Genomic DNA, 19,690 nt, shown 5'->3' with positions numbered 1-19,690 from the left:
TGGTCCTTAAAATTATAAACATTTAGTTTGTCATTCCGGTAGGAATCCGGGCTTATTTTGTAAAGATATTTTAAGCAAAGCACTTGAAAGGAAAAATAGAATCGTCAAAAAAATAATGATGAGTATAAAAACAACACAGGAACAATTAATTATTGCAAACATCATGTTGTTTGTAGTAAGCTTTTTGTTTTTAGAATATTCAAAAATGTTCAGAATGGATCAGGAAAAACATTGGATCTATTCATGCGGTCATAACTGGTGGTTCATGGCAGCAATACCTTCAGCATTCTGGGGATCATTAGTTTCAGGAGGATATAGCTTATGGAAAACCAGGAATTATAAATTTCTTTATTTTATTTTTAGTATGGTTCCTCTTGTAATTTTTATTCTAATCGTTTTCATTTAAATATGCATTTAAAAATCCAACAAGCAGACCTCGGCTACAACACCACTCTAGTTTCAAATGCAAACACGCATCTGAATTTAGGAGAAGTATGCCTGCTGATTGGAAACAACGGTGTAGGAAAAACCACGCTGATCAAATCTATCCTGCATCAGATTCCTTTGCTAAAGGGAGACATTTTTATTAAAGACAAAAACATCCGGCATTTTTCCGTTAAGGAAATTGCAGAACAGATTGCCGTTGTTTTTTCAAGCGCGCCGGTTCCGCAGAACCATACTGTTGAAGACCTGATCTCGTTGGGAAAATATATCTATTATCCTTTTTATTTCGAACTTAAAAAAGCAGACCGCGAAGAAGTTCTTCATATCATCGAAGAACTGAATCTGTTGCAGTATCAGCATACCCAGCTGAAAAATCTTTCGGACGGAAACCTGCAGAAAGCCTTTATCGGAAGAGCCATTACCCAAAATTCCCCAATCATTATTTTGGATGAACCTACAACCCATCTTGATGAAAAGAATAAAATCACCATCCTTAAAACACTCAGGAAACTGGCCAAAGAGCAAAACAAACTCATTCTTTTCTCTTCTCATGACTGGCGGCTGGCCAAAGAATTTGCTGATAAAATCTGGTATGTAAAGGAAGGCTCCTTATATTCAGGGATTGTAGAAGATCTATTATTAAAGCATGATGAACTGCTCAATCCTACCCTTTTTGAAATCAACGAAAAATTTATCGCTCCCAAAATTACCGCGCCGGATACATATAAAGAAATGTTGTACTCCCTGCTTCAGAAAAACTTTCAGAAAGACCTTTCTTCTTTTCACTTTGAATTTCAGCATAATTCCTGGCTGATAACCGTTGGTTCTTCAACAGAACAATGCGAATCCTTTGAAGAAATCATCAGATTCGTGAAAACCATTCATTAACAGAATGTTTTCTTTGAATAACTCACATATTATGCATGCATAGTATTATGCTTGTCATATAATTTAACTTTCTCATTTTCATTTTGTTAACAAATTTTAACGTAAATAAATACTATGCATGCATAATATTTGCTACATTTGGATAAACCCTTTCAGCAAAGAATGATGGATAACAATAAAGAAAAAATAGAGAACGTAGATTTAATCTTAAAGCAGACGTGGCTGGCTGTTTCTAAAATGTACACGGAGCTTGCTCAGGAACATGACTCTACTGCGGTACAGGCACTCACCCTTTTAAAAATAGATCCGAAGGAAGGAACTAGAAGCACAAATCTGGGGCCTAAAATGGCAATAGAACCCACTTCTCTTACCCGAATTATCAAACTTCTTGAAGACAACGGCTACATTTATAAAGAAAAGACCACTACCGATAAACGTGAAGTCATCATCAAACTAACGGACAAAGGTTTGAATTCCAGGAATATGTCCAAAGAAGTCGTGGTTAACTTCAACAAAAAGGTAATGGAGAAGATTTCTCCCGAAAGACTGGAGACGTTCAAGGAAGTCATGAGTGAAATCATGAAAATTGCGTCGGATATCAATAACAGAAAATAAGTTTGTCATTCCGTATCATATTATACATTATTGAACAGGCATACTGTATTTTACAGATAATAACTAAAATAAATATTAATGAAAAGAAGAATCAAACACGTGACCGTTCTTGGTTCAGGGATTATGGGCAGCGGTATTGCAGCACACTTTGCCAATATCGGCGTGCAGGTTTCGCTGTTGGACATTGTTCCTTTTGAACTGACGGAAGCAGAGCAGAAGAAAGGTCTGACCAAAGATAATAAAGCGGTACGCAACAGGATCGCTTCCGAAAACTTTGAAAAACTGAAGAAAGCCAGTCCGGCGCTACTCTACTCTCCGAAATTTGCAGAAAGAATAACCGTCGGAAACTTTGACGATGATTTACCTAAAATAAAAAATACAGACTGGATCATTGAAGTGGTGGTTGAAAAACTGGACATCAAAAAATCCGTTTACGAAAAAATAGAACAGTTCAGAAAACCGGGAACATTAATTTCTTCCAATACCTCCGGAATTCCTATTCATTTCCTAACCGAAGGAAGAAGTGAAGACTTCAAACAGTATTTTGCAGGAACCCATTTTTTTAATCCGGTAAGATACCTTCCTCTTTTAGAGATCATTCCGACAAATGATACGCTGCCTGAAGTTATTGATTTCTACATAAACTATGGAGCAAAATTCCTCGGGAAAACAACCGTTCTGGCAAAAGATACGCCTGCGTTCATTGCCAACAGGATCGGTGTGTTTTCAATGATGGATCTGCTTCACAATGTACAGAAATTAGGATTAACGGTTTCAGAAGTTGATAAACTGACGGGTCCGGTGATCGGCCGGCCGAAATCGGCGACGTTCAGGACAGCAGATGTTGTCGGTCTCGATACTTTGGTGATGGTAGCCAACGGCGTACGCCAGAGCGGAGCAGAAGCCAATAATTTTAACGATGTATTTGCCCTTCCGGGGTACGTCCAGAAAATGGTAGATAACAAATGGCTCGGTTCCAAAACACAGCAGGGCTTTTATAAGAAAGTGAAAAATGCAGACGGTAAATCCGAAATCCACGGACTAAACCTTGATACCCTGGAATATGAGCTGCAGGGCAAATCTTCCTTCCCGACCCTGGAACTCACGAAAAATATAGATAAGCCGATCGATCGTTTCAAAGTGCTGATCGGCGGAAAAGATAAAGCCGGAGAACTTTACAGAAAATCACTGGGCGCATTGTTTGCTTACGTTTCCCATAAAGTACCTGAAATCTCTGATGAGGTTTATAAGATCGATGATGCCATGAAGGCCGGTTTCGGCTGGGAAAACGGACCTTTTGAAATCTGGGATGCCGTTGGCGTTCAGAAAGGTATCGAACTTGCTCAGGATGCCGGCTACGAAGTATCCGACTGGGTGAAAAATGTAGAAACGTTCTATAAAGTGAATGAAGACGGACAAAGCATTTATGTCGATAAAAACTCCGGCGAATACAGCAAGATTCCGGGTCAGGATTCATTCATCATTTTAGACAATATCCGTAAAAACAAAACCCTTTGGAGTAATTCCGGAGCAGCAATTGAGGATCTGGGTGATGGAATCATCAACTTTGAAATCCGTTCTAAAATGAATTCTTTAGGTGGCGAAGTACTGGACGGGCTGAACAGAGCTATCGACCTTGCGGAAAAAGAATACGATGGTTTGGTTATTGGAAACCAGGGAACCAACTTTTCAGTAGGAGCCAATCTGGCTATGATTCTAATGATGGCTATCGAACAGGATTGGGATGATCTGAATATGGCAATTGCTTATTTCCAGAAATCCATGATGAGGGTTCGTTATTCTTCCATTCCTGTTGTAGTAGCACCTCATGGAATGACGCTGGGCGGAGGCTGTGAAATGACCATGCACGCCGACCGCGTAGTTGCCGCAGCAGAAACTTATATCGGATTGGTTGAAACCGGAGTTGGAGTAATTCCTGGTGGTGGCGGTACCAAAGAACTTACCCTGAGGACATCGAGGGAATTCCATAAAGATGACGTGAAAAACAACCGCCTTCGTGAAGCCTTTATGAATATCGCCATGGGTAAAGTGGCCACTTCAGCTTACGAAGCCTACGATATGGGAATTCTTGAGCATGGAAAAGACATCGTTTCCGTACATAAAAGAAGTCAGATCATGACGGCGAAAATGCTGGCGAAAAGTCTTGCCGAGCACGGCTACACCCAACCTATCGAACAAAGGGTTAAGGTTTTGGGTAAAGATGCACTCGGAATGTTCTATGTGGGAACCGACCAGATGCTGACCGGAAACTATATTTCCGAGCACGACAAAAAGATTGCCGATAAACTGGCCAACGTAATGGTCGGCGGAAATCTTTCCGAAGAAACGGTCGTTACCGAGCAGTATTTACTGAATCTCGAAAGAGAAACATTCTTACAGCTTTGTGGTGAAAGAAAAACCCTGGAAAGAATCCAATACATGTTACAGAATGGAAAACCGTTGAGAAACTAAAAGCTCCGGAGGAGTTATCTGTTAGTAGTTAAGATTTTCGAATTTTAATAAGCCCCGTAGGGGCGACCTGTTATTCATGGCTAATACGTACACTCAGATTTATATTCAGATTGTTTTTACTGTTAAAGGAAGACAAAATGTGATTCTGAAAGAAAACAGAGAAGAATTGCACAAATTTATAACAGGTATTGTTAATAATAGAAATCAAAAGTTATTGGCAGTGTTTGCGATGCCGGATCACGTTCATTTGCTGGTAAGTATAAGCCCCACCATTTCTATATCTGATCTGGTAAGAGATATAAAAGCAGGCTCGTCCAAGTTTATTAACGAAAAAGGATGGACTACCGGAAGGTTTAGCTGGCAGGAAGGATACGGCGCATTTTCCTATTCAAAAAGCAGTTTAGATGCCGTGGTAAAATACATTTTAAACCAGGAAGAACATCATAAAAAGAGGATATTTAAAGAAGAATATTTGGAATTCCTACAAAAATTTGAAATTCAATATGATCCACAGTATTTGTTCGACTGGATTGATGATTAACAGGTCACTCCTACGGAGCTCTGCAAATGATAAATGATAAAAGCTATTAACACTTTGCCTCGATGAGGCAATTAATTCTCAAAAACAATTTTATTTAAATAAAATATGAAAACAGCATATATAGTAAAAGGGTTCAGAACGGCCGTTGGAAAAGCACCAAAAGGAAGTTTACGATTTACAAGACCCGATGTGATGGCAGCCACCGTGATTGAAAAATTAATGGCTGAGCTGCCACAACTTGATAAAAACAGAATCGATGACCTGATCGTAGGGAATGCAATGCCGGAAGCAGAACAGGGACTTAACGTTGCCCGTCTCATTTCCCTGATGGGGCTGAACACCGATAAAGTACCGGGGGTAACCGTTAACCGTTACTGTGCCTCCGGAAGTGAAGCAATTGCCATTGCTTCCGCAAAAATTCAGGCCGGAATGGCAGATTGCATCATCGCCGGCGGTACAGAGTCTATGTCGTACATTCCGATGGGAGGATACAAACCGGTTCCGGAAACGGACATTGCCAAAACAAACCCGGATTATTACTGGGGAATGGGCTACACCGCTGAAGAGGTTGCTAAACAGTACAAGATTAGCCGGGAGGAACAGGACCAGTTTGCTTTTGAATCACACCGGAAAGCTTTAAAAGCCAATCAGGAAGGCCGTTTTGCCAGCCAGATCGTTCCGATCCCGGTAGAATATAATTTCCTGGATGAAAATCAGAAGATACAGACCAAGAAATTCGACTTTGCCATAGATGAAGGCCCAAGAGCAGATACTTCTCTGGAAGGTCTTGCGAAATTAAAGCCGGTTTTTGCCAACGGCGGGAGCGTAACGGCCGGAAACTCGTCGCAAATGAGTGACGGAGCTGCTTTTGTTATTGTGATGAGTGAAGAAATGGTAAAAGAACTCGGCTTACAGCCGGAAGCGCGACTTGTTTCCTACGCAGCAGCAGGCCTTGAACCGAGAATTATGGGAATGGGTCCTGTTTATGCGATTCCAAAAGCCCTGAAGCAGGCCGGACTGGAGCTAAAAGATATTGAGCTGATCGAAATGAATGAAGCTTTCGCCTCTCAATCGGTTGCCATTAAAAAAGAACTGGATTTAAATCCTGATATTTTAAATGTGAACGGAGGAGCCATCGCTCTAGGCCACCCACTGGGATGTACCGGAACCAAACTAACCGTGCAGTTGCTTGACGAAATGAGAAAACGCGGCAACAGATACGGTTTGGTAACGATGTGTGTGGGAACCGGACAGGGAGCGGCCAGTGTTTTTGAGTTGCTTTAAAAAAAATAAACAGATTAAATGCAGTAATAATCATCCAACTTTTATTGTGGATTAAAAGTCGATTTTCACTGCATCTACAATTAGAATTAAAAATAAAAACAGTATTAAATGGGAAATATAGTAAAAGGCGGCGAATTCCTGATCAAGGAAATTCCTGCAGACGAAATCTTCAGTCTTGAAGAACTAAACGAAGAGCAGAAAATGCTTCGCGATTCTGCGAAGGAATTTATAGACCGTGAAGTGGTTCCGCAGAAAGAACGTTTCGAGAAAAAAGATTATGCACTTACGGAAGAAGTAATGCGAAAGCTCGGCGAAATGGGAATGTTGGGAATCGCCGTTCCGGAACAATACGGAGGCCTGGGAATGGGATTCGTGACCACCATGCTGGCCTGCGACTACATTTCAGGGGTTACCGGGTCTTTGGCGACAGCTTACGGAGCTCATACCGGAATCGGAACCCTTCCGATTGTACTTTACGGAACGGAAGCCCAAAAACAGAAATACCTTCCTGATCTGGCAGCCGGAACAAAATTCGGAGCGTATTGTTTAACGGAACCTGATGCCGGTTCTGATGCCAATTCGGGTAAGACAAGAGCTAAATTATCTGAAGACGGAAAACACTACATCATCAACGGACAAAAGATGTGGATTTCCAATGCAGGATTTGCAGACACTTTTACTTTATTTGCTAAAATAGACGATGATAAAAACATTACCGGATTTGTCATCAACCGTTCCGAGCTTGAAAATCCGGAAAGCCTGACTTTTGGTGAAGAAGAACATAAATTGGGAATCAGAGCCTCTTCTACCCGACAGGTTTTCTTTAACGATATGAAAGTTCCTGTTGAAAACCTTTTAGGCGAAAGAAACAACGGTTTCAAGATCGCATTGAATGCGCTGAATGTAGGCCGTATCAAACTGGCAGCAGCCTGTCTTGATGCACAGAGAAGAATTTTAAACCATTCCATTCAGTACTCAAATGAGAGGAAACAGTTTGGGGTTTCCATTTCCACTTTCGGAGCGATCAGAAAGAAAATTGCTGAAATGGCGACCGGTGTTTATGTAAGTGAGGCCGGTTCTTACAGAGCGGCAAAAAATATCCAGGATAAAATTGATGAGCTGGTAGCGGGCGGAATGGACCACCAGGCGGCAGAGCTGAAGGGCGTTGAAGAATTCGCGGTAGAATGTTCTATCCTTAAAGTTTTTGTTTCCGATCTTGCACAGCATACTGCGGATGAAGGAATCCAGGTGTACGGCGGAATGGGATTCTCTGAAGATACCCCGATGGAAGCAGCATGGAGAGATTCAAGAATTTCAAGAATCTATGAAGGAACCAATGAAATTAACCGGCTTTTGGCGGTAGGAATGTTGATTAAGAGAGCGATGAAAGGAGAATTGGATTTATTATCTCCGGCCATGGCCATTGGCAAAGAGCTGATGGGAATTCCTTCTTTCGATGTTCCGGATTATTCCGCTTTCATGAGTGAAGAAAAAGCCATTATCGCCAATCTGAAAAAAGTATTCTTAATGGTTTCCGGTGCAGCGCTTCAGAAATACATGATGGATATTGAAAAACAGCAGCATCTGTTGCTGAATGCTTCAGAAATCCTTAATCAGATTTACATGGCGGAATCGGCAGTTTTAAGAGCCGAAAAACATTTTGCTCCTGATTCCGTAGAAGCAGCAATGGCTCAGCTGAACTTATATAAGGCCGTTGAAAAAATCATCACTGCGGCAAAAGAGGGAATTGTTTCTTTTGCAGAAGGCGATGAGCAGCGAATGATGCTTTCCGGACTGAGAAGATTTACCAAATATACAAATCATCCGAACGTAGTGGCATTAACTGAAAAGATTGCGGCACACTATATCGAGAAAGGAGCTTATTAGTCTTTTATATATAAATTTGATTTCAAAGCGTTCCGATTTCTTGTCGGGACGTTTTTTTTACCCTGTTGCATCATTTTTTTTCCGGATAAAGATAATTTAATGATGTAATAGTATCGCCCTCTTAATTGTCTTTATGATAAGTATAATTGCATTAAATTTTTTATGATGAAAATAGTATCATTATCATTTATAATGTTTTCAGTAGTGGTTTCAGCACAGCAAAAAGACAAGAAAAATAGATTGCCTAAAATAGATTCGGCAGACGTTCGTTCAGAAGATTCCATTCAGAATATAAAACAGAAGGATTTATATAAAATGTCTTTCCTGAAGCCTGATGCATCAAAATATTCCAGCCTTAAAGACAAAAGGAAAGATCCTACAGATTATAAAATACTTAATGCCATGATTCCTGAAAAAAGGGAAGACGATAAATAATTGATATTATCTGAAGTTCCGGTAACCATACAAAATTATTATTAAAAATTGTCTCAGATGTTGAGGCATTTTTTATTTTTGTACTCTACTTATTTTACGATGACAAAAGAAGAACTGCTCAACAGAGCCATAAAAATAGCCGATAAAGCACATAAAGGACAAACCGATAAATATCACGCTCCCTATATAGCCCATGTGATGCGGGTCATGGAATATGGCAAAACCATGGACGAAAAAATCGTGGGTGTTTTACACGATGTCGTAGAAGACCATCCCAATGAATTCAGCCTGGATTATCTGAGAGGCGAAGGTTTTCCGGAATATATCATTTTTGCCATCAGTTGCCTTACCAAATTCGATCCGGAGGAAGAATATGACGACTTTGTGAAAAGGACTGAAAGATCGCCACTTGCCGTGGCTGTAAAACTGAATGACCTGCGCGACAATATGGATCTCAGAAGGGTAACCCGGGAACTGACACCAAAAGATATCAAGAGATTCAACAAATATCTGAAAGCTTACCATTATTTGATTGAAAAATATTAAAAATAAAGAGGGTGTCCTAAAAGTCATACATCTCTTGAGAATAGAATCTTTGAATATACCACCTGTATAGGTGTACGAACAAAATCAACAAAATAAGAGGCTGTCCAAAATTTTAGGACAGCCTCTTTTGTTATTGTATGAAATTATTTGAATTAATCCGCACCCGGGAAATGATATGTTTTTACCGGCGGATTGGTATCGTCAATATTGATGTTTAAGGCAAGATACACAAAATGGAAATTTTTGTTTCCCTTCGCTTCAAATTCCCTCTGCATCAGGTAACCGCCCAATACCCCGAAATGTTCATCAATCTGGTAGCCTAAACCACCGTAAATCCGGTTTCTTGCAAATGCAGGCTTGTTAGGAGAAACAATAAAGATCTCGTCATACACATTGGCAAAAAGGGTTTTCGGGCCGATCTTCTTTGCGTTCAGCGGAACGGATACATTGAGACGGTAACGGTAACGCATCCTCTCAGAGCTTTTATCCGCCTGCGGTTCATAAAACCACGATTTTTCGACCCGGAAACGGTTTTCAAATTTTACGATTCCCGCTTTGAAGTCGATCACATCCTGCAGCCAAACCCTGAACTCTTCCTTGTTGATGGCATGTTCCTTATAGGTTGCATATCTTCCCAAACCCACAAAAGGCTTGTGGTTCTTCGTAAGATTGTATCCCAATCCACCTTTTATTTCATAGTAATCGGGATACGTATATTCTTCGATTCCCCTGGACTGGCCTTCCAGATATAGGAAAAATTTTGGATGAAATTTATAAGTTATCGTCAGTGCGTTGAAGCTGGAAATATGTTCCTGTGCTTTGAAAAATGTCATGCCTAAAAGCAGACTCAAACTTACAAATACTTTCATTAAAAAATTTTTGCAAATGTAGACGAATTAACAATTTCGTAATATTAACTTTAATTCATTATTAATTAACATTTACTTAATATTGATATTATACGAAAAACCTAGATGGAACCATCTTTGAGGCATTTGAACTCCAAAAGTCTCTGTATAATAAGTATTTGTAATATTATTAATCAGAACATATACAGAAAAATCTCTTTTAACGAAACTTAATTTTTCATCCACCAGATTGTAGCTTCCGTTATTCAGCCGCTGATTATAGCGGTATGAGATTTCGTTTGTAAAATTTTTAAGGAACTTTGTTTCCAGCTTGGCAATAAATTGATGCTTTAAATTATCCAGAGTATAACGCGCCAAAAAATCGGATGGCTGGTTTAACTTATTATCCAGATAGGTATAACCCAAGGTGTATCTCAGCCAGTCATTCAGGCGGTGATTCAATTCTGCTTCAATACCTTTAATGGTCGTGTTTCCGATATTCCGGGCAGACCAGAAAGTATCGCTTTCATTTACTTTGGTCCAGTCGATGGCATTATGGGTATCCCTTACAAATCCACTTACTTTAGCCAGGACATTTTTTGTCTGGTATTGGTATCCTACTTCAGCATACACCGCATTTTCAGGCTGAAGATCGGGGTTTCCTCGCTCGGTTTTGCTGGTATAATAAAGATCGGTGAACGTCGGCACACGATGTACTTTGGCAATGTTTCCGTAGATCTTATGATTTTGGTTAAAGGTAAATCCTACATCTAAGCCGGGATAGAAAAAATTTCCTTCTTTAGAATAATTGGCCCATGAAATTCCCGGACTGATGTTTAATTTTTTATCCAAAAGTGAAAAATGATGTTCAAAAAATACTTGTGAGACGAAGCGGTTTCTGTCGCCAAGGTTATTGCTGACCAGAAATTCCTTTCTCAGTTCTACCCCAATTCCGGTAGTGCCAAGTCCCCATTCGTAAGCCGAATTAACTTCGCCTCCTACATTGTTTCCAATATGCATGTTTCGGTAAATCCCAGGACTTTCCCTGTTGTAAAGATACATATCCTGACCTCTCCTCCAATATACATTTGAGCTCAGTTTTAGCTTTCCGAATTTCTGTTGGTGCGCCAGACTTACCACCGAAGCCTGGGTTTCCTCATACTGTTCGGTTGCTGATTTCGATGCATAAAAACCGTTGGCTCCGAATTTTTTCTCCGAAAATCCGGCCTGCAGCCTGATATCTCCGTCTTTGATATTCAATCTGCTTTGATAAAATACGTTTCGGATCTCGTAATCCGTATTATAAATATAGCCTTGCGAACTGGAAGAATTAGCCTGTAAGGAATTGGAAAATTTCTCATTGCCCAGCTGAGCATTCAGCCCAAAGCCATAGGTTTCAAAATCCCCGGCTTCAGCACTTACTTTTACTTTTTTCCCGGGATAGGTTTTTGTAATGACATTAATGACACCGGCATAGGCATTTTGTCCGAAACGTCTTGCTGCAGGACCTTTAATTACCTCGATCCTTTCCACATCCTCGAGGTCAACCGGAAGATTCATGGAATTATGTCCGGTCTGAGAATCGTTCATCCTGATTCCGTTCAACAGCAAAAGTACCTGCTCGAACGAACTCCCTCTGAAGCCCAGATCGCTTTGTACCCCGTTAGCTCCTCTCCTCCTGATGTCCATCCCCGGAACCAGCTGAAGAATCTCATCAATACTTTTTGCAGGAGAGTTCAGAATATCCTCTCTGGTAATGATGGTGATATTTTGGTTAGCTGTTTTGTAAGTCGTGGAAAAAAGTTTTCCCTGAACCTCAATGGTTTCAATATCAGTGGATTTATCCTGCGCGTGTGCGAAAAATAAAGCTCCCAGGAAAATGATGCTGCCTGCTTTTTTAATCATAATTTCGGATTTACTCTCAGTTAGTTTTGCGATCCCAAAAGTAATGGAGTTCCTGAAGACAGGCAAATGATAGTTGTCATAAAAAAAGGATGCGGCTAAAAGCGCATCCCGGCAATTATGGTTTTTATCTTTTTCTCATTAAATGTGTAACCAGATCTCTGAACAATTTTCTCATTTCTAAATTACATATTTGTTAATACAATTTTAATACATTTTACATTACTAAACAATATTTTATTATTAAAAATCAGCAGAATCTTTTTATAATTCCATTTTCATTCTACATCATTAAAGTTTAATCTTTTTTCAGAATCCAGAATTTTAGCCATGTATAATAGACGAATATTACAGAATCAATAAAATTGTATAAAATTTAATTCTGATTTTAAACGAATGATGACATAGAAAACCGGTTAAAATATTATTTTTTAGACTTAAAAATATTCTTTATCGCATGATCGAAATCGGATAAAGAGCTTACATATTCGGCTTTTATATATCCGGCTTTTTTCACAACAATAATTTTACTGGCATCAATTTTCAAATCCGGATGATTCTTTTTGATATCAGCTGTATCAAAGTACTCTTCATTTTTTATAAGAATACTTTTTATCTTTTTTTCTTTTAATATATCAGGTAACATTTTCAACTGTTAAAGTAGTCATATTTATGCTAAACTGAAAGAAATAATTATTTCTTTTTCAGATTTTTAAAAGCACAAAAACAAAGAATCACAAATTAAGCAATTTCAGAAAACAAATTTATTAATATGCTGTCGCATTCTTGCTTTATATAGTGATTCTTAGATACCACAAAAATAATGCTGCTGCCGATGTATTATCTTCTATTGAATTGCTTGTACTATTGGAGTTCTACAGAATGAGACTTTTGTATTTGGTTCTGACTTTACTTTTTCTCAGCAGATAAACGAATTTGGTATGATCCGGAGTGCTTCTCAGATTGAACCGGTACAGGAATTCATTTACATAACGTTGAAGATGTTTTCTGGAAACGGCATTATATATCCCGTAAATAGAATTTTTAAGTATTTTCCAGCATCCCTCAATGCTGTTTGTATGTATCGTTTTATCTTTAGCGTTAACATATTCTTTTTTTGAGTGATCAACGACAACATGGCGATAGGATTTGTTCAACCCTTTGTAGCCGGACCATTCATCGCTGATCAGCCTGGTGTTTTTTGAAATGATATAACGTCTGACCAGAGGCTGGATATTGCTTTTACCGGTATTGTCAATAACGAACGCGTTCATTTTACCACCCCGCTGCAGCATTCCCATCACCGGAACTTTATCCGGAAAATTGCGTCCTCCGGAATATTTTGCTTTTTTATTGGCATGCCTGTTTTTATTTTTACCTCCGATGAAGGTTTCATCACATTCGACATCGCCTTCAAGGGTATTGTTGTTTTCAATTCCGAAACACTCACGGATGCGGTGGGATAAAAACCAGGCAGTTTTCTGGGTGACACCGATATCCTTTGCCAGCTGTATGGAGCTTATTCCTTTTTTGCCGCAGGTAAGAAGCCAGATCGCCAAGAACCATTTCTGAAGGCTGATTTTCGTATTTTCGAACATCGTGCCGGTTTTCACATTGAAATATTTGCCGGTATTCTTACATCGGTAACGGTTGTTACTGCACTTATATATTTTTGACTCCGGATCGAACGGACTCTCAACAACTCCGCTCCATCTCATTTGCTCTAGATAGTCTATACATACCTGCTCAGAAGAGAAAGTCTTAATTAATTCCAGTACAGACTTGAAATTTGTGTTAATCATGGTATTGCAATATTAGCAATTATTTGAACGGATAGTTTTGCGCCATATTATTAAATTTTAGTTAAAATTTCCATATTTTTCTAAAAATCGGGACTTAACAGCTACCGGACAGGACTTATTTCAAAACACATTGATTAAAAGTATCACTTTAAATAATTTCAGCTAGTGTAGAAATGTAAGTAACTGCCTAATAGCCGTACTTTAACAGGTTTCTAAAGATTTATCAGGAAGAAAAAACTATGATAAAAAAACCAAACATGGATATTGTGTAATACTGAGTTTTTTTAACAGTGTAGATTTGTAAATAGTTGCCAAAACATATACCTGAACTTCCGTCAAAAATTCGTAATTTTGTTAGTCTTAATTGCACTATGGCTACTAAAACAGATATAGATATTAAAAAACAGATTTTCGTTAAGAATGCACACCTTAACAATCTGAAACACATTGATGTTCTCATCCCCAAAAATAAACTAATCGTCATTACGGGAGTTTCCGGAAGCGGAAAATCCTCACTGGCTTTTGATACGATTTATGCGGAAGGACAGCGAAGATACGTTGAGAGTTTAAGCTCTTACGCACGGCAGTTTTTGGGAAAGCTGGAAAAACCGAAAGTTGATGATATAAAGGGCCTGGCTCCTTCGATTGCCATCCAGCAGAAAGTAATTTCTTCCAATCCGAGATCTACGGTAGGAACTTCTACGGAAATTTACGACTACATGAAGCTACTCTTTGCACGGATCGGGAAAACATTTTCCCCGGTTTCCGGTGAAGAAGTAAAGAAGGATTCCGTTTCTGACGTAATTGATTTTATAAAGACTTCCAAAAAAGATACTTCTTTTTTACTGACAGCTCCTTATGCTTATGATGCCGCGAATTTCGGCGAGAACCTGAATGTCTTAAAACTTGCAGGCTTTACCAGACTTGAAATCAACGATAATGTTGCCGGCATCGAAGATTTGGAAAGCTTTGGCTTTACGCCTGAAAAAGGAATGGAAATCAATCTGGTGATCGACCGTTTTGCTTATGAAGAGGATGAAAGTTTTCTCCAGCGTCTGGCAGACTCCATTCAGATGGCGTTTTATGAAGGCCGAGGCTATTGTTCATTAAAGAACATGGATACGGGAAAAGTTAAAGAATTTTCCAATAAATTTGAGCTTGATGGCATCGAATTTCTGGAACCGAACGTTCATTTCTTCAGCTTTAATAATCCATATGGTGCCTGCCCGACTTGCGAAGGATACGGTAAAGTAATCGGTATTGATGAAGACCTCGTGATCCCGAATAAAACCCTGTCTGTTTTTGAAGATGCAGTGGCCTCATGGAGAGGAGAAAGCATGAGCGAATGGAAAAAGGATTTCATTAAGAAAGCAAAAGACTTTCCGATTCATAAACCTTACCATCAATTAACCAAAGAACAGAAAAAATATCTGTGGAAAGGCGACGGAAAGAGTACTTTTCCTTCCATCGATAATTTCTTCCGGATGCTGGAGGAAAATTTATATAAGATCCAGTACCGGGTAATGCTTTCCCGTTACCGGGGAAAAACACTCTGCCCGACCTGCGAAGGCCTGAGGCTGCGTGAAGAAACAAGCTGGGTAAAAATTGACGGCCATAACATTCAGTCGATGATCGAGCTGCCTCTGGATGAGCTGTTTCCATTAATTAAGGCATTGAAATTATCCGAGCATGATCAGGAAATTGCCAAAAGACTATTGTACGAAATCACGACGCGTTTAGAATTTTTATTGAAAGTCGGTTTGGGCTATTTGACCCTGAACCGAACCTCAAATACTCTTTCCGGCGGTGAAAGTCAGCGGATCAACCTGGCAACGAGCTTAGGGAGTTCTTTGGTAGGTTCCATTTACATTCTGGATGAACCCTCCATCGGGTTACATTCAAGAGATACCGAAAATCTAATTGAAGTCCTGCATAACCTTCGTGATCTTGGCAATACCGTTATTGTGGTGGAACACGATGAAGATGTAATGAAAGCTGCGGATTATATTATTGATATCGGTCCGGAAGCCGGATATTTAGGAGGTGAACTTGTATTTGCAGGAGATTATAATAAGTTGAAAAATGCAGATACCTTAACCTCTAAATACCTTACCGGAAGACTGGAAATCGAGATTCCGAAAAAAAGAAGAAAAGCAAAAGAATGGATCCACATTAAAGGAGCCCGCCAGAATAACCTGAAAAATATAGACGTTGATATTCCATTGGAAAGTCTCGCCGTAATTTCAGGGATTTCAGGAAGCGGAAAATCTACCCTGATGAAGGAAATCCTCACCAACGACATTCAGATTCAACTGGGTATGGGCGGTAAAAAGGGGGATTATGACTCCGTTGATTTCCCTGCCAAGCTTATTAAAAATATTGAACTGATCGACCAGAACCCGATCGGGAAATCTTCACGATCCAATCCTGTAACGTACCTGAAAGCTTACGATGACATCCGGGATTTATTTGCCAAGCAGAAAATGGCTAAAATGATGGGCTATAAGCCGAAACATTTTTCCTTTAACGTAGATGGAGGACGATGCGACGAATGTAAAGGTGAAGGGGTAATCAATGTCTCCATGCAGTTTATGGCTGACATCGAGCTGGAATGCGAAGTATGTAAAGGAACCCGCTTCAAAAATGAAATTCTGGAAGTAAAGTACGACGAGAAGAACATCTCGGATATTCTTCACATGACTGTTGACGAAGCACTGGAGTTCTTCAGTGATAATAAAGAAGAGAAAATCGTGACCAAGCTAAGACCTTTACAGGACGTCGGCTTAGGATATCTGCAGCTCGGGCAAAGCTCTTCTACCCTTTCCGGCGGTGAAGCACAGCGTGTAAAGCTCGCCTCATTCCTGGTAAAAGGCGTAACGACGGACAAAACGCTGTTTATTTTCGATGAACCGTCTACGGGGCTTCATTTCCATGATATCCAGAAACTGCTGAAGTCTTTACAGGCTCTGATCGACCTGGGTCATTCCGTAATTGTGATCGAGCATCAGCCGGATATTATTAAGTCGGCAGATTACATTATCGATATCGGACCGGAAGCCGGAAAGCATGGCGGTGAAGTGGTTTTCACAGGAACACCGGAAGAACTGGCAAAAAATAAAAAATCCCATACAGCAAAATACATCAAAGAAAAGCTGGAAAATTAATCATAAAAGGCTGTCCGGAAAAGGCCGCTTTTTTATAAGTACAAACATTCCGGTATAAATAAAAAACATCACAGGCTCAAAACCTGTGATGTTTTTATATCAGAATATTTCTGTTTGGTAGTCCCACCAAGAATCGAACTTGGATCTAAAGTTTAGGAAACTTCTATTCTATCCGTTGAACTATGGGACCCTCTTGGTGCACCAAAGATACTAATTTTTTTACGATTTGAAAAGAAAAGAATCCGCTCTTTAGGAGCGAATTCAGTAGATAAAAACATCTCATTTTTTTAATTAGACAACAATAAAAAAGCACAGCCGACGGTGCTGTGCTTAAATTTTTATAAATTTAATTGCGATTTCAGGACTGAAAAAAGCAAAATATGTTTCCACTTCAGTTGTATTTCTCTAGTAAATATAGGAATAAATTCTATGCCAAACAATGAACTGAATGTTAAATTCGCAGTTTATCTATGAATATTTTAAATAAAAATTTTCCACCAATATGATCTAAGGATAAGCCACAGCCTTTTCCAGATTAATCGGGTTGTTGTATCTTTTGATATTTGCTTTCAGACGGTCATTGATTTCCCTTGAGTTTGCAGCATTAACCATCGTTCCGTCATTAAGATAAAACTGATCCCTGTTGGAAGCATTTTTAAGAAAATTCACAGGAGATTCGTAATAGGTAAGCTTGGTCTTTTTATACTTTTCCCACTCTACCGGAACGCTCATCTGTCTGGACATTTCAATAAATTGATTTTTCTGCATTCCGGCTATTTTTACGGATTTTACCAGCTCAAATCGGTAATTGTCCTTGTCATCATAGAGTTCAATAATAAGTCCCGGAAGGCCATGAAAAGTATAGGGTCCTTCCTGAAATGGAATTTCTTTTGTGAACCAGGCCGTCCAGTTTCTTCCGCCATAGGTAGTAATTGCTTTTTGCAGTGTCAGGTTTTTTACTTTCCTGCTTTCCTTGGTCAGTTTCCAGTTTTGCGATTCTGCAGACTGGAGTTTGAGAATAGTGCTGCCTTCCAGAAGATCAAATTCTTCGAATTGATCATTTCCTTTTTTATGAAAAATAATGGATGAAGTATTTAATTTAGCACCATCCGGAAACTTCAGGTTATTGCTGATCAGCGAATCTGCAACGAAAAAATCCCTTGTGTAATAGGTAACATTTTCATTTTCAACATCCAGATGGTAATTTTCCTTGGTCCGGACCGTTGAGGCCGAATCTTTTTTATACGTGACATCATAGATAAAACGTTGGGTTTGGGATTTCATAAAAGATCCGGCAACCAAAAAAGTAAAAAACAGTTTGTTCATGTTATTTTTCATTTAACAGGTTTTAGTAAGTTTATTAAAAATATCAGGAGTTCAAATATGCTGGTTTCTTAAAAACCAATAGGTAATCCGCTTTATTTTCAGGCAAAATACGGGTAATTTATCCTCTGGTAAAGAATTAAAAACGATAAAATTTGATAATTTTTAAGACGTGTCTGTTAAAACTTTAATTCTGTTTTTTAACATTTGAAATACGAAAGATATTTTTAGTTAAATATCTATTAAATGCCGGATTTAAAAAGTGTGATCAGAAATTATGGTGTTGTTATTTAAGCCGTAAACATATAGAACTTTGAGAATAAAATTCAATTTTATTTCTGCATTGTCAGTCGACAAAAACCGGAATGATTTTTTCAATAACAAAAAACCGGAGACTCATAAGAATCTCCGGAAAAAATTTGCTAAATATTAATAGAAATTAATTCGATTTCAGGGTCCACAGTGAACCGTTTTTTGTGGTGAGCTTATCAAGATTTCCCTTTGCAGAAAGATCGTTCAGCAATTGCTCACTTTCTCTTCGCGGCGTTCCGGATAATTCCGAATATTCTTTTGCCGTCAGCGAACTGTATTTGGCAAAAAGATTTTCCCAGTTTTTGGAATATTCAGACTTTTTGGTCTCCGGATTTACTTTTAAGATGGCAGTTTCATAAAATGCATAAGGCTTCGATCCGTATACGATCTCTTTATTGCCCGCATCGTTGGTAAAGAACATGGTAGGAAATCCCCGTACGCCCATTTCTCTGGCCAGTTTAAGATCTTCCTGGAAAAGTTCTTTTCCTTTTCCGTCAAAATCTTTTTTCAGCTGCTCTGTATCAAGGCCTGTTTTTTTTGCGGCGGCAGCAATATGTTCCCACTTTGCAATATTCTTTTTCTTTAAAAATACCATTTCACGAAGCTCCCGCATGAACTCAATCGCTTTCTTTTTATCCTGCATCTGAGCTGCCTTGAAAGCGATGGATGGCGGATAGGAAGAATCCAGCGGATCCTGAAGCCATACATCTCCGTCAATCGGCATATCGTAATATAAACTTACTTCGTCCCAGTGATGCGCCACGTCGGACGGCTTGCTGATGCCTCCGCTGTTGTAGCTCCAGTCCGGAAGAAGACCGCCCATTCTGTATTCTACCTCTACGTTGTTTCCGTATTCCAGTTTAAGTTTTCTCAGCTGTGGTTCGATTCCCCAGCAAGAAGAACAGATAGGATCTGTGAAATAAATGACTTTTACCGGTTTTTCATTAACTTTTACACTGATGTTCCCGATTTCGGTTTTTTCTCCTCCCGGAACTTCACAAATTCCTGTGGCAGGATCGCATAACAGCGGATTCGTTGATTTATTCTCCATTTTCTTACTTCTAGCATTCTGTCCGTTACAGCTGCTTAGCGCAGCTGTTATGAACAAAAAGGTTAGTATTCTGCAATTCAGCATGTATGATGTTAAGATTTGATGTCTTTTTTACTGTATCACAAAGCTATGATTTAATCCCTGTATCCTGGTAATGGATTTCCTTTTGGAAACCG

Annotated in this window: 16 protein-coding genes and 1 tRNA gene; 10 read left to right on the top strand and 7 right to left on the bottom strand. The window is 39.2% G+C overall.

The features are described 5' to 3' along the window. The first annotated feature begins 115 nt into the window (after positions 1-115). The 9 genes from ACED20_RS03010 (at position 116) to ACED20_RS02970 (ending at position 9,112) form a co-directional block, all read left to right on the top strand. The gene (locus ACED20_RS03010; RefSeq protein ID WP_378103439.1) at positions 116-406 is read left to right on the top strand and encodes a hypothetical protein; all 291 of its coding nucleotides are present in this window, start codon (positions 116-118) and stop codon (positions 404-406) included. A gap of 2 nt (positions 407-408) precedes the next feature. Continuing rightward, the gene (locus ACED20_RS03005; RefSeq protein ID WP_294232333.1) at positions 409-1,332 is read left to right on the top strand and encodes an ABC transporter ATP-binding protein; all 924 of its coding nucleotides are present in this window, start codon (positions 409-411) and stop codon (positions 1,330-1,332) included. A gap of 165 nt (positions 1,333-1,497) precedes the next feature. Beyond that, positions 1,498-1,947, top strand: coding sequence for a MarR family winged helix-turn-helix transcriptional regulator (locus ACED20_RS03000; RefSeq protein WP_294199014.1), 450 nt, complete (start codon positions 1,498-1,500; stop codon positions 1,945-1,947). 78 nt (positions 1,948-2,025) lie between these two features. Then, positions 2,026-4,419: a 3-hydroxyacyl-CoA dehydrogenase/enoyl-CoA hydratase family protein gene (locus tag ACED20_RS02995; protein WP_378103437.1), complete on the top strand. Its 2,394-nt coding sequence runs from the start codon at positions 2,026-2,028 to the stop codon at positions 4,417-4,419. Positions 4,420-4,495: 76 nt separating this feature from the next. Beyond that, positions 4,496-4,960, top strand: a complete 465-nt coding sequence (gene tnpA / locus ACED20_RS02990; protein WP_378103434.1) for an IS200/IS605 family transposase — start codon at positions 4,496-4,498, stop codon at positions 4,958-4,960. Positions 4,961-5,065: 105 nt separating this feature from the next. Then, positions 5,066-6,244, top strand: coding sequence for an acetyl-CoA C-acyltransferase (locus ACED20_RS02985; protein WP_378103432.1), 1,179 nt, complete (start codon positions 5,066-5,068; stop codon positions 6,242-6,244). A gap of 108 nt (positions 6,245-6,352) precedes the next feature. Next, positions 6,353-8,131, top strand: coding sequence for an acyl-CoA dehydrogenase family protein (locus ACED20_RS02980; RefSeq protein ID WP_294308617.1), 1,779 nt, complete (start codon positions 6,353-6,355; stop codon positions 8,129-8,131). 162 nt (positions 8,132-8,293) lie between these two features. Continuing rightward, the gene (locus ACED20_RS02975; protein WP_294292115.1) at positions 8,294-8,566 is read left to right on the top strand and encodes a hypothetical protein; all 273 of its coding nucleotides are present in this window, start codon (positions 8,294-8,296) and stop codon (positions 8,564-8,566) included. A 99-nt stretch (positions 8,567-8,665) separates the two neighbouring features. Further along, a complete protein-coding gene (locus tag ACED20_RS02970; RefSeq protein WP_294199015.1) occupies positions 8,666-9,112 on the top strand; it encodes a phosphohydrolase in 447 nt (148 codons plus the stop codon). 152 nt (positions 9,113-9,264) lie between these two features. Here the strand turns inward: ACED20_RS02970 and ACED20_RS02965 are convergent, their stop codons facing one another. The 4 genes from ACED20_RS02965 to ACED20_RS02950 all read right to left on the bottom strand — a co-directional run bounded on the left by ACED20_RS02965 (position 9,265) and on the right by ACED20_RS02950 (position 13,664). After that, entirely contained in the window at positions 9,265-9,981 is a 717-nt protein-coding gene (locus tag ACED20_RS02965) for a DUF2490 domain-containing protein (RefSeq protein ID WP_294232324.1), read from the bottom strand. A 72-nt stretch (positions 9,982-10,053) separates the two neighbouring features. After that, positions 10,054-11,865, bottom strand: coding sequence for a TonB-dependent receptor plug domain-containing protein (locus tag ACED20_RS02960; RefSeq protein WP_378103429.1), 1,812 nt, complete (start codon positions 11,863-11,865; stop codon positions 10,054-10,056). Positions 11,866-12,286: 421 nt separating this feature from the next. After that, positions 12,287-12,508, bottom strand: a complete 222-nt coding sequence (locus tag ACED20_RS02955; protein ID WP_294202935.1) for a hypothetical protein — start codon at positions 12,506-12,508, stop codon at positions 12,287-12,289. A gap of 229 nt (positions 12,509-12,737) precedes the next feature. Next, positions 12,738-13,664, bottom strand: a complete 927-nt coding sequence (locus ACED20_RS02950; RefSeq protein ID WP_345765622.1) for an IS1595 family transposase — start codon at positions 13,662-13,664, stop codon at positions 12,738-12,740. A gap of 371 nt (positions 13,665-14,035) precedes the next feature. Here ACED20_RS02950 and uvrA point away from each other — a divergent pair, with 371 nt between their 5' ends. Next, positions 14,036-16,828, top strand: coding sequence for an excinuclease ABC subunit UvrA (uvrA, locus tag ACED20_RS02945; protein ID WP_378103427.1), 2,793 nt, complete (start codon positions 14,036-14,038; stop codon positions 16,826-16,828). 115 nt (positions 16,829-16,943) lie between these two features. On the opposite strand, the gene ACED20_RS02940 is transcribed toward uvrA, so the two are convergent. From ACED20_RS02940 to ACED20_RS02930, 3 genes are all read right to left on the bottom strand, one after another. Further along, positions 16,944-17,018, bottom strand: a tRNA-Arg gene (locus ACED20_RS02940). Positions 17,019-17,335: 317 nt separating this feature from the next. Then, entirely contained in the window at positions 17,336-18,166 is an 831-nt protein-coding gene (locus ACED20_RS02935) for a GLPGLI family protein (RefSeq protein ID WP_294202941.1), read from the bottom strand. Between the two features lie 424 nt (positions 18,167-18,590). Beyond that, the gene (locus ACED20_RS02930; protein WP_378103426.1) at positions 18,591-19,514 is read right to left on the bottom strand and encodes a ClpXP adapter SpxH family protein; all 924 of its coding nucleotides are present in this window, start codon (positions 19,512-19,514) and stop codon (positions 18,591-18,593) included. Positions 19,515-19,690 lie beyond the last annotated feature (176 nt).

This window comes from Chryseobacterium sp. sg2396, from assembly GCF_042610505.1.
Classification (GTDB): domain Bacteria; phylum Bacteroidota; class Bacteroidia; order Flavobacteriales; family Weeksellaceae; genus Chryseobacterium.
The sequence above is the reverse complement of the archived record's forward strand: the minus strand, read 5'-3'. Positions and strand labels throughout refer to the sequence as shown.

What these genes read in the sequence shown, in the direction of transcription:
- ACED20_RS03010 (WP_378103439.1), top strand. Translation starts at nt 116, where the DNA reads ATGATGAGTATAAAAACAACACAGGAACAATTAATTATTGCAAACATC.
- ACED20_RS03005 (WP_294232333.1), top strand. Translation starts at nt 409, where the DNA reads ATGCATTTAAAAATCCAACAAGCAGACCTCGGCTACAACACCACTCTA.
- ACED20_RS03000 (WP_294199014.1), top strand. Translation starts at nt 1,498, where the DNA reads ATGGATAACAATAAAGAAAAAATAGAGAACGTAGATTTAATCTTAAAG.
- ACED20_RS02995 (WP_378103437.1), top strand. Translation starts at nt 2,026, where the DNA reads ATGAAAAGAAGAATCAAACACGTGACCGTTCTTGGTTCAGGGATTATG.
- tnpA (WP_378103434.1), top strand. Translation starts at nt 4,496, where the DNA reads ATGGCTAATACGTACACTCAGATTTATATTCAGATTGTTTTTACTGTT.
- ACED20_RS02985 (WP_378103432.1), top strand. Translation starts at nt 5,066, where the DNA reads ATGAAAACAGCATATATAGTAAAAGGGTTCAGAACGGCCGTTGGAAAA.
- ACED20_RS02980 (WP_294308617.1), top strand. Translation starts at nt 6,353, where the DNA reads ATGGGAAATATAGTAAAAGGCGGCGAATTCCTGATCAAGGAAATTCCT.
- ACED20_RS02975 (WP_294292115.1), top strand. Translation starts at nt 8,294, where the DNA reads ATGATGAAAATAGTATCATTATCATTTATAATGTTTTCAGTAGTGGTT.
- ACED20_RS02970 (WP_294199015.1), top strand. Translation starts at nt 8,666, where the DNA reads ATGACAAAAGAAGAACTGCTCAACAGAGCCATAAAAATAGCCGATAAA.
- ACED20_RS02965 (WP_294232324.1), bottom strand. Translation starts at nt 9,981, where the DNA reads ATGAAAGTATTTGTAAGTTTGAGTCTGCTTTTAGGCATGACATTTTTC.
- ACED20_RS02960 (WP_378103429.1), bottom strand. Translation starts at nt 11,865, where the DNA reads ATGATTAAAAAAGCAGGCAGCATCATTTTCCTGGGAGCTTTATTTTTC.
- ACED20_RS02955 (WP_294202935.1), bottom strand. Translation starts at nt 12,508, where the DNA reads ATGTTACCTGATATATTAAAAGAAAAAAAGATAAAAAGTATTCTTATA.
- ACED20_RS02950 (WP_345765622.1), bottom strand. Translation starts at nt 13,664, where the DNA reads ATGATTAACACAAATTTCAAGTCTGTACTGGAATTAATTAAGACTTTC.
- uvrA (WP_378103427.1), top strand. Translation starts at nt 14,036, where the DNA reads ATGGCTACTAAAACAGATATAGATATTAAAAAACAGATTTTCGTTAAG.
- ACED20_RS02935 (WP_294202941.1), bottom strand. Translation starts at nt 18,166, where the DNA reads ATGAAAAATAACATGAACAAACTGTTTTTTACTTTTTTGGTTGCCGGA.
- ACED20_RS02930 (WP_378103426.1), bottom strand. Translation starts at nt 19,514, where the DNA reads ATGGAGAATAAATCAACGAATCCGCTGTTATGCGATCCTGCCACAGGA.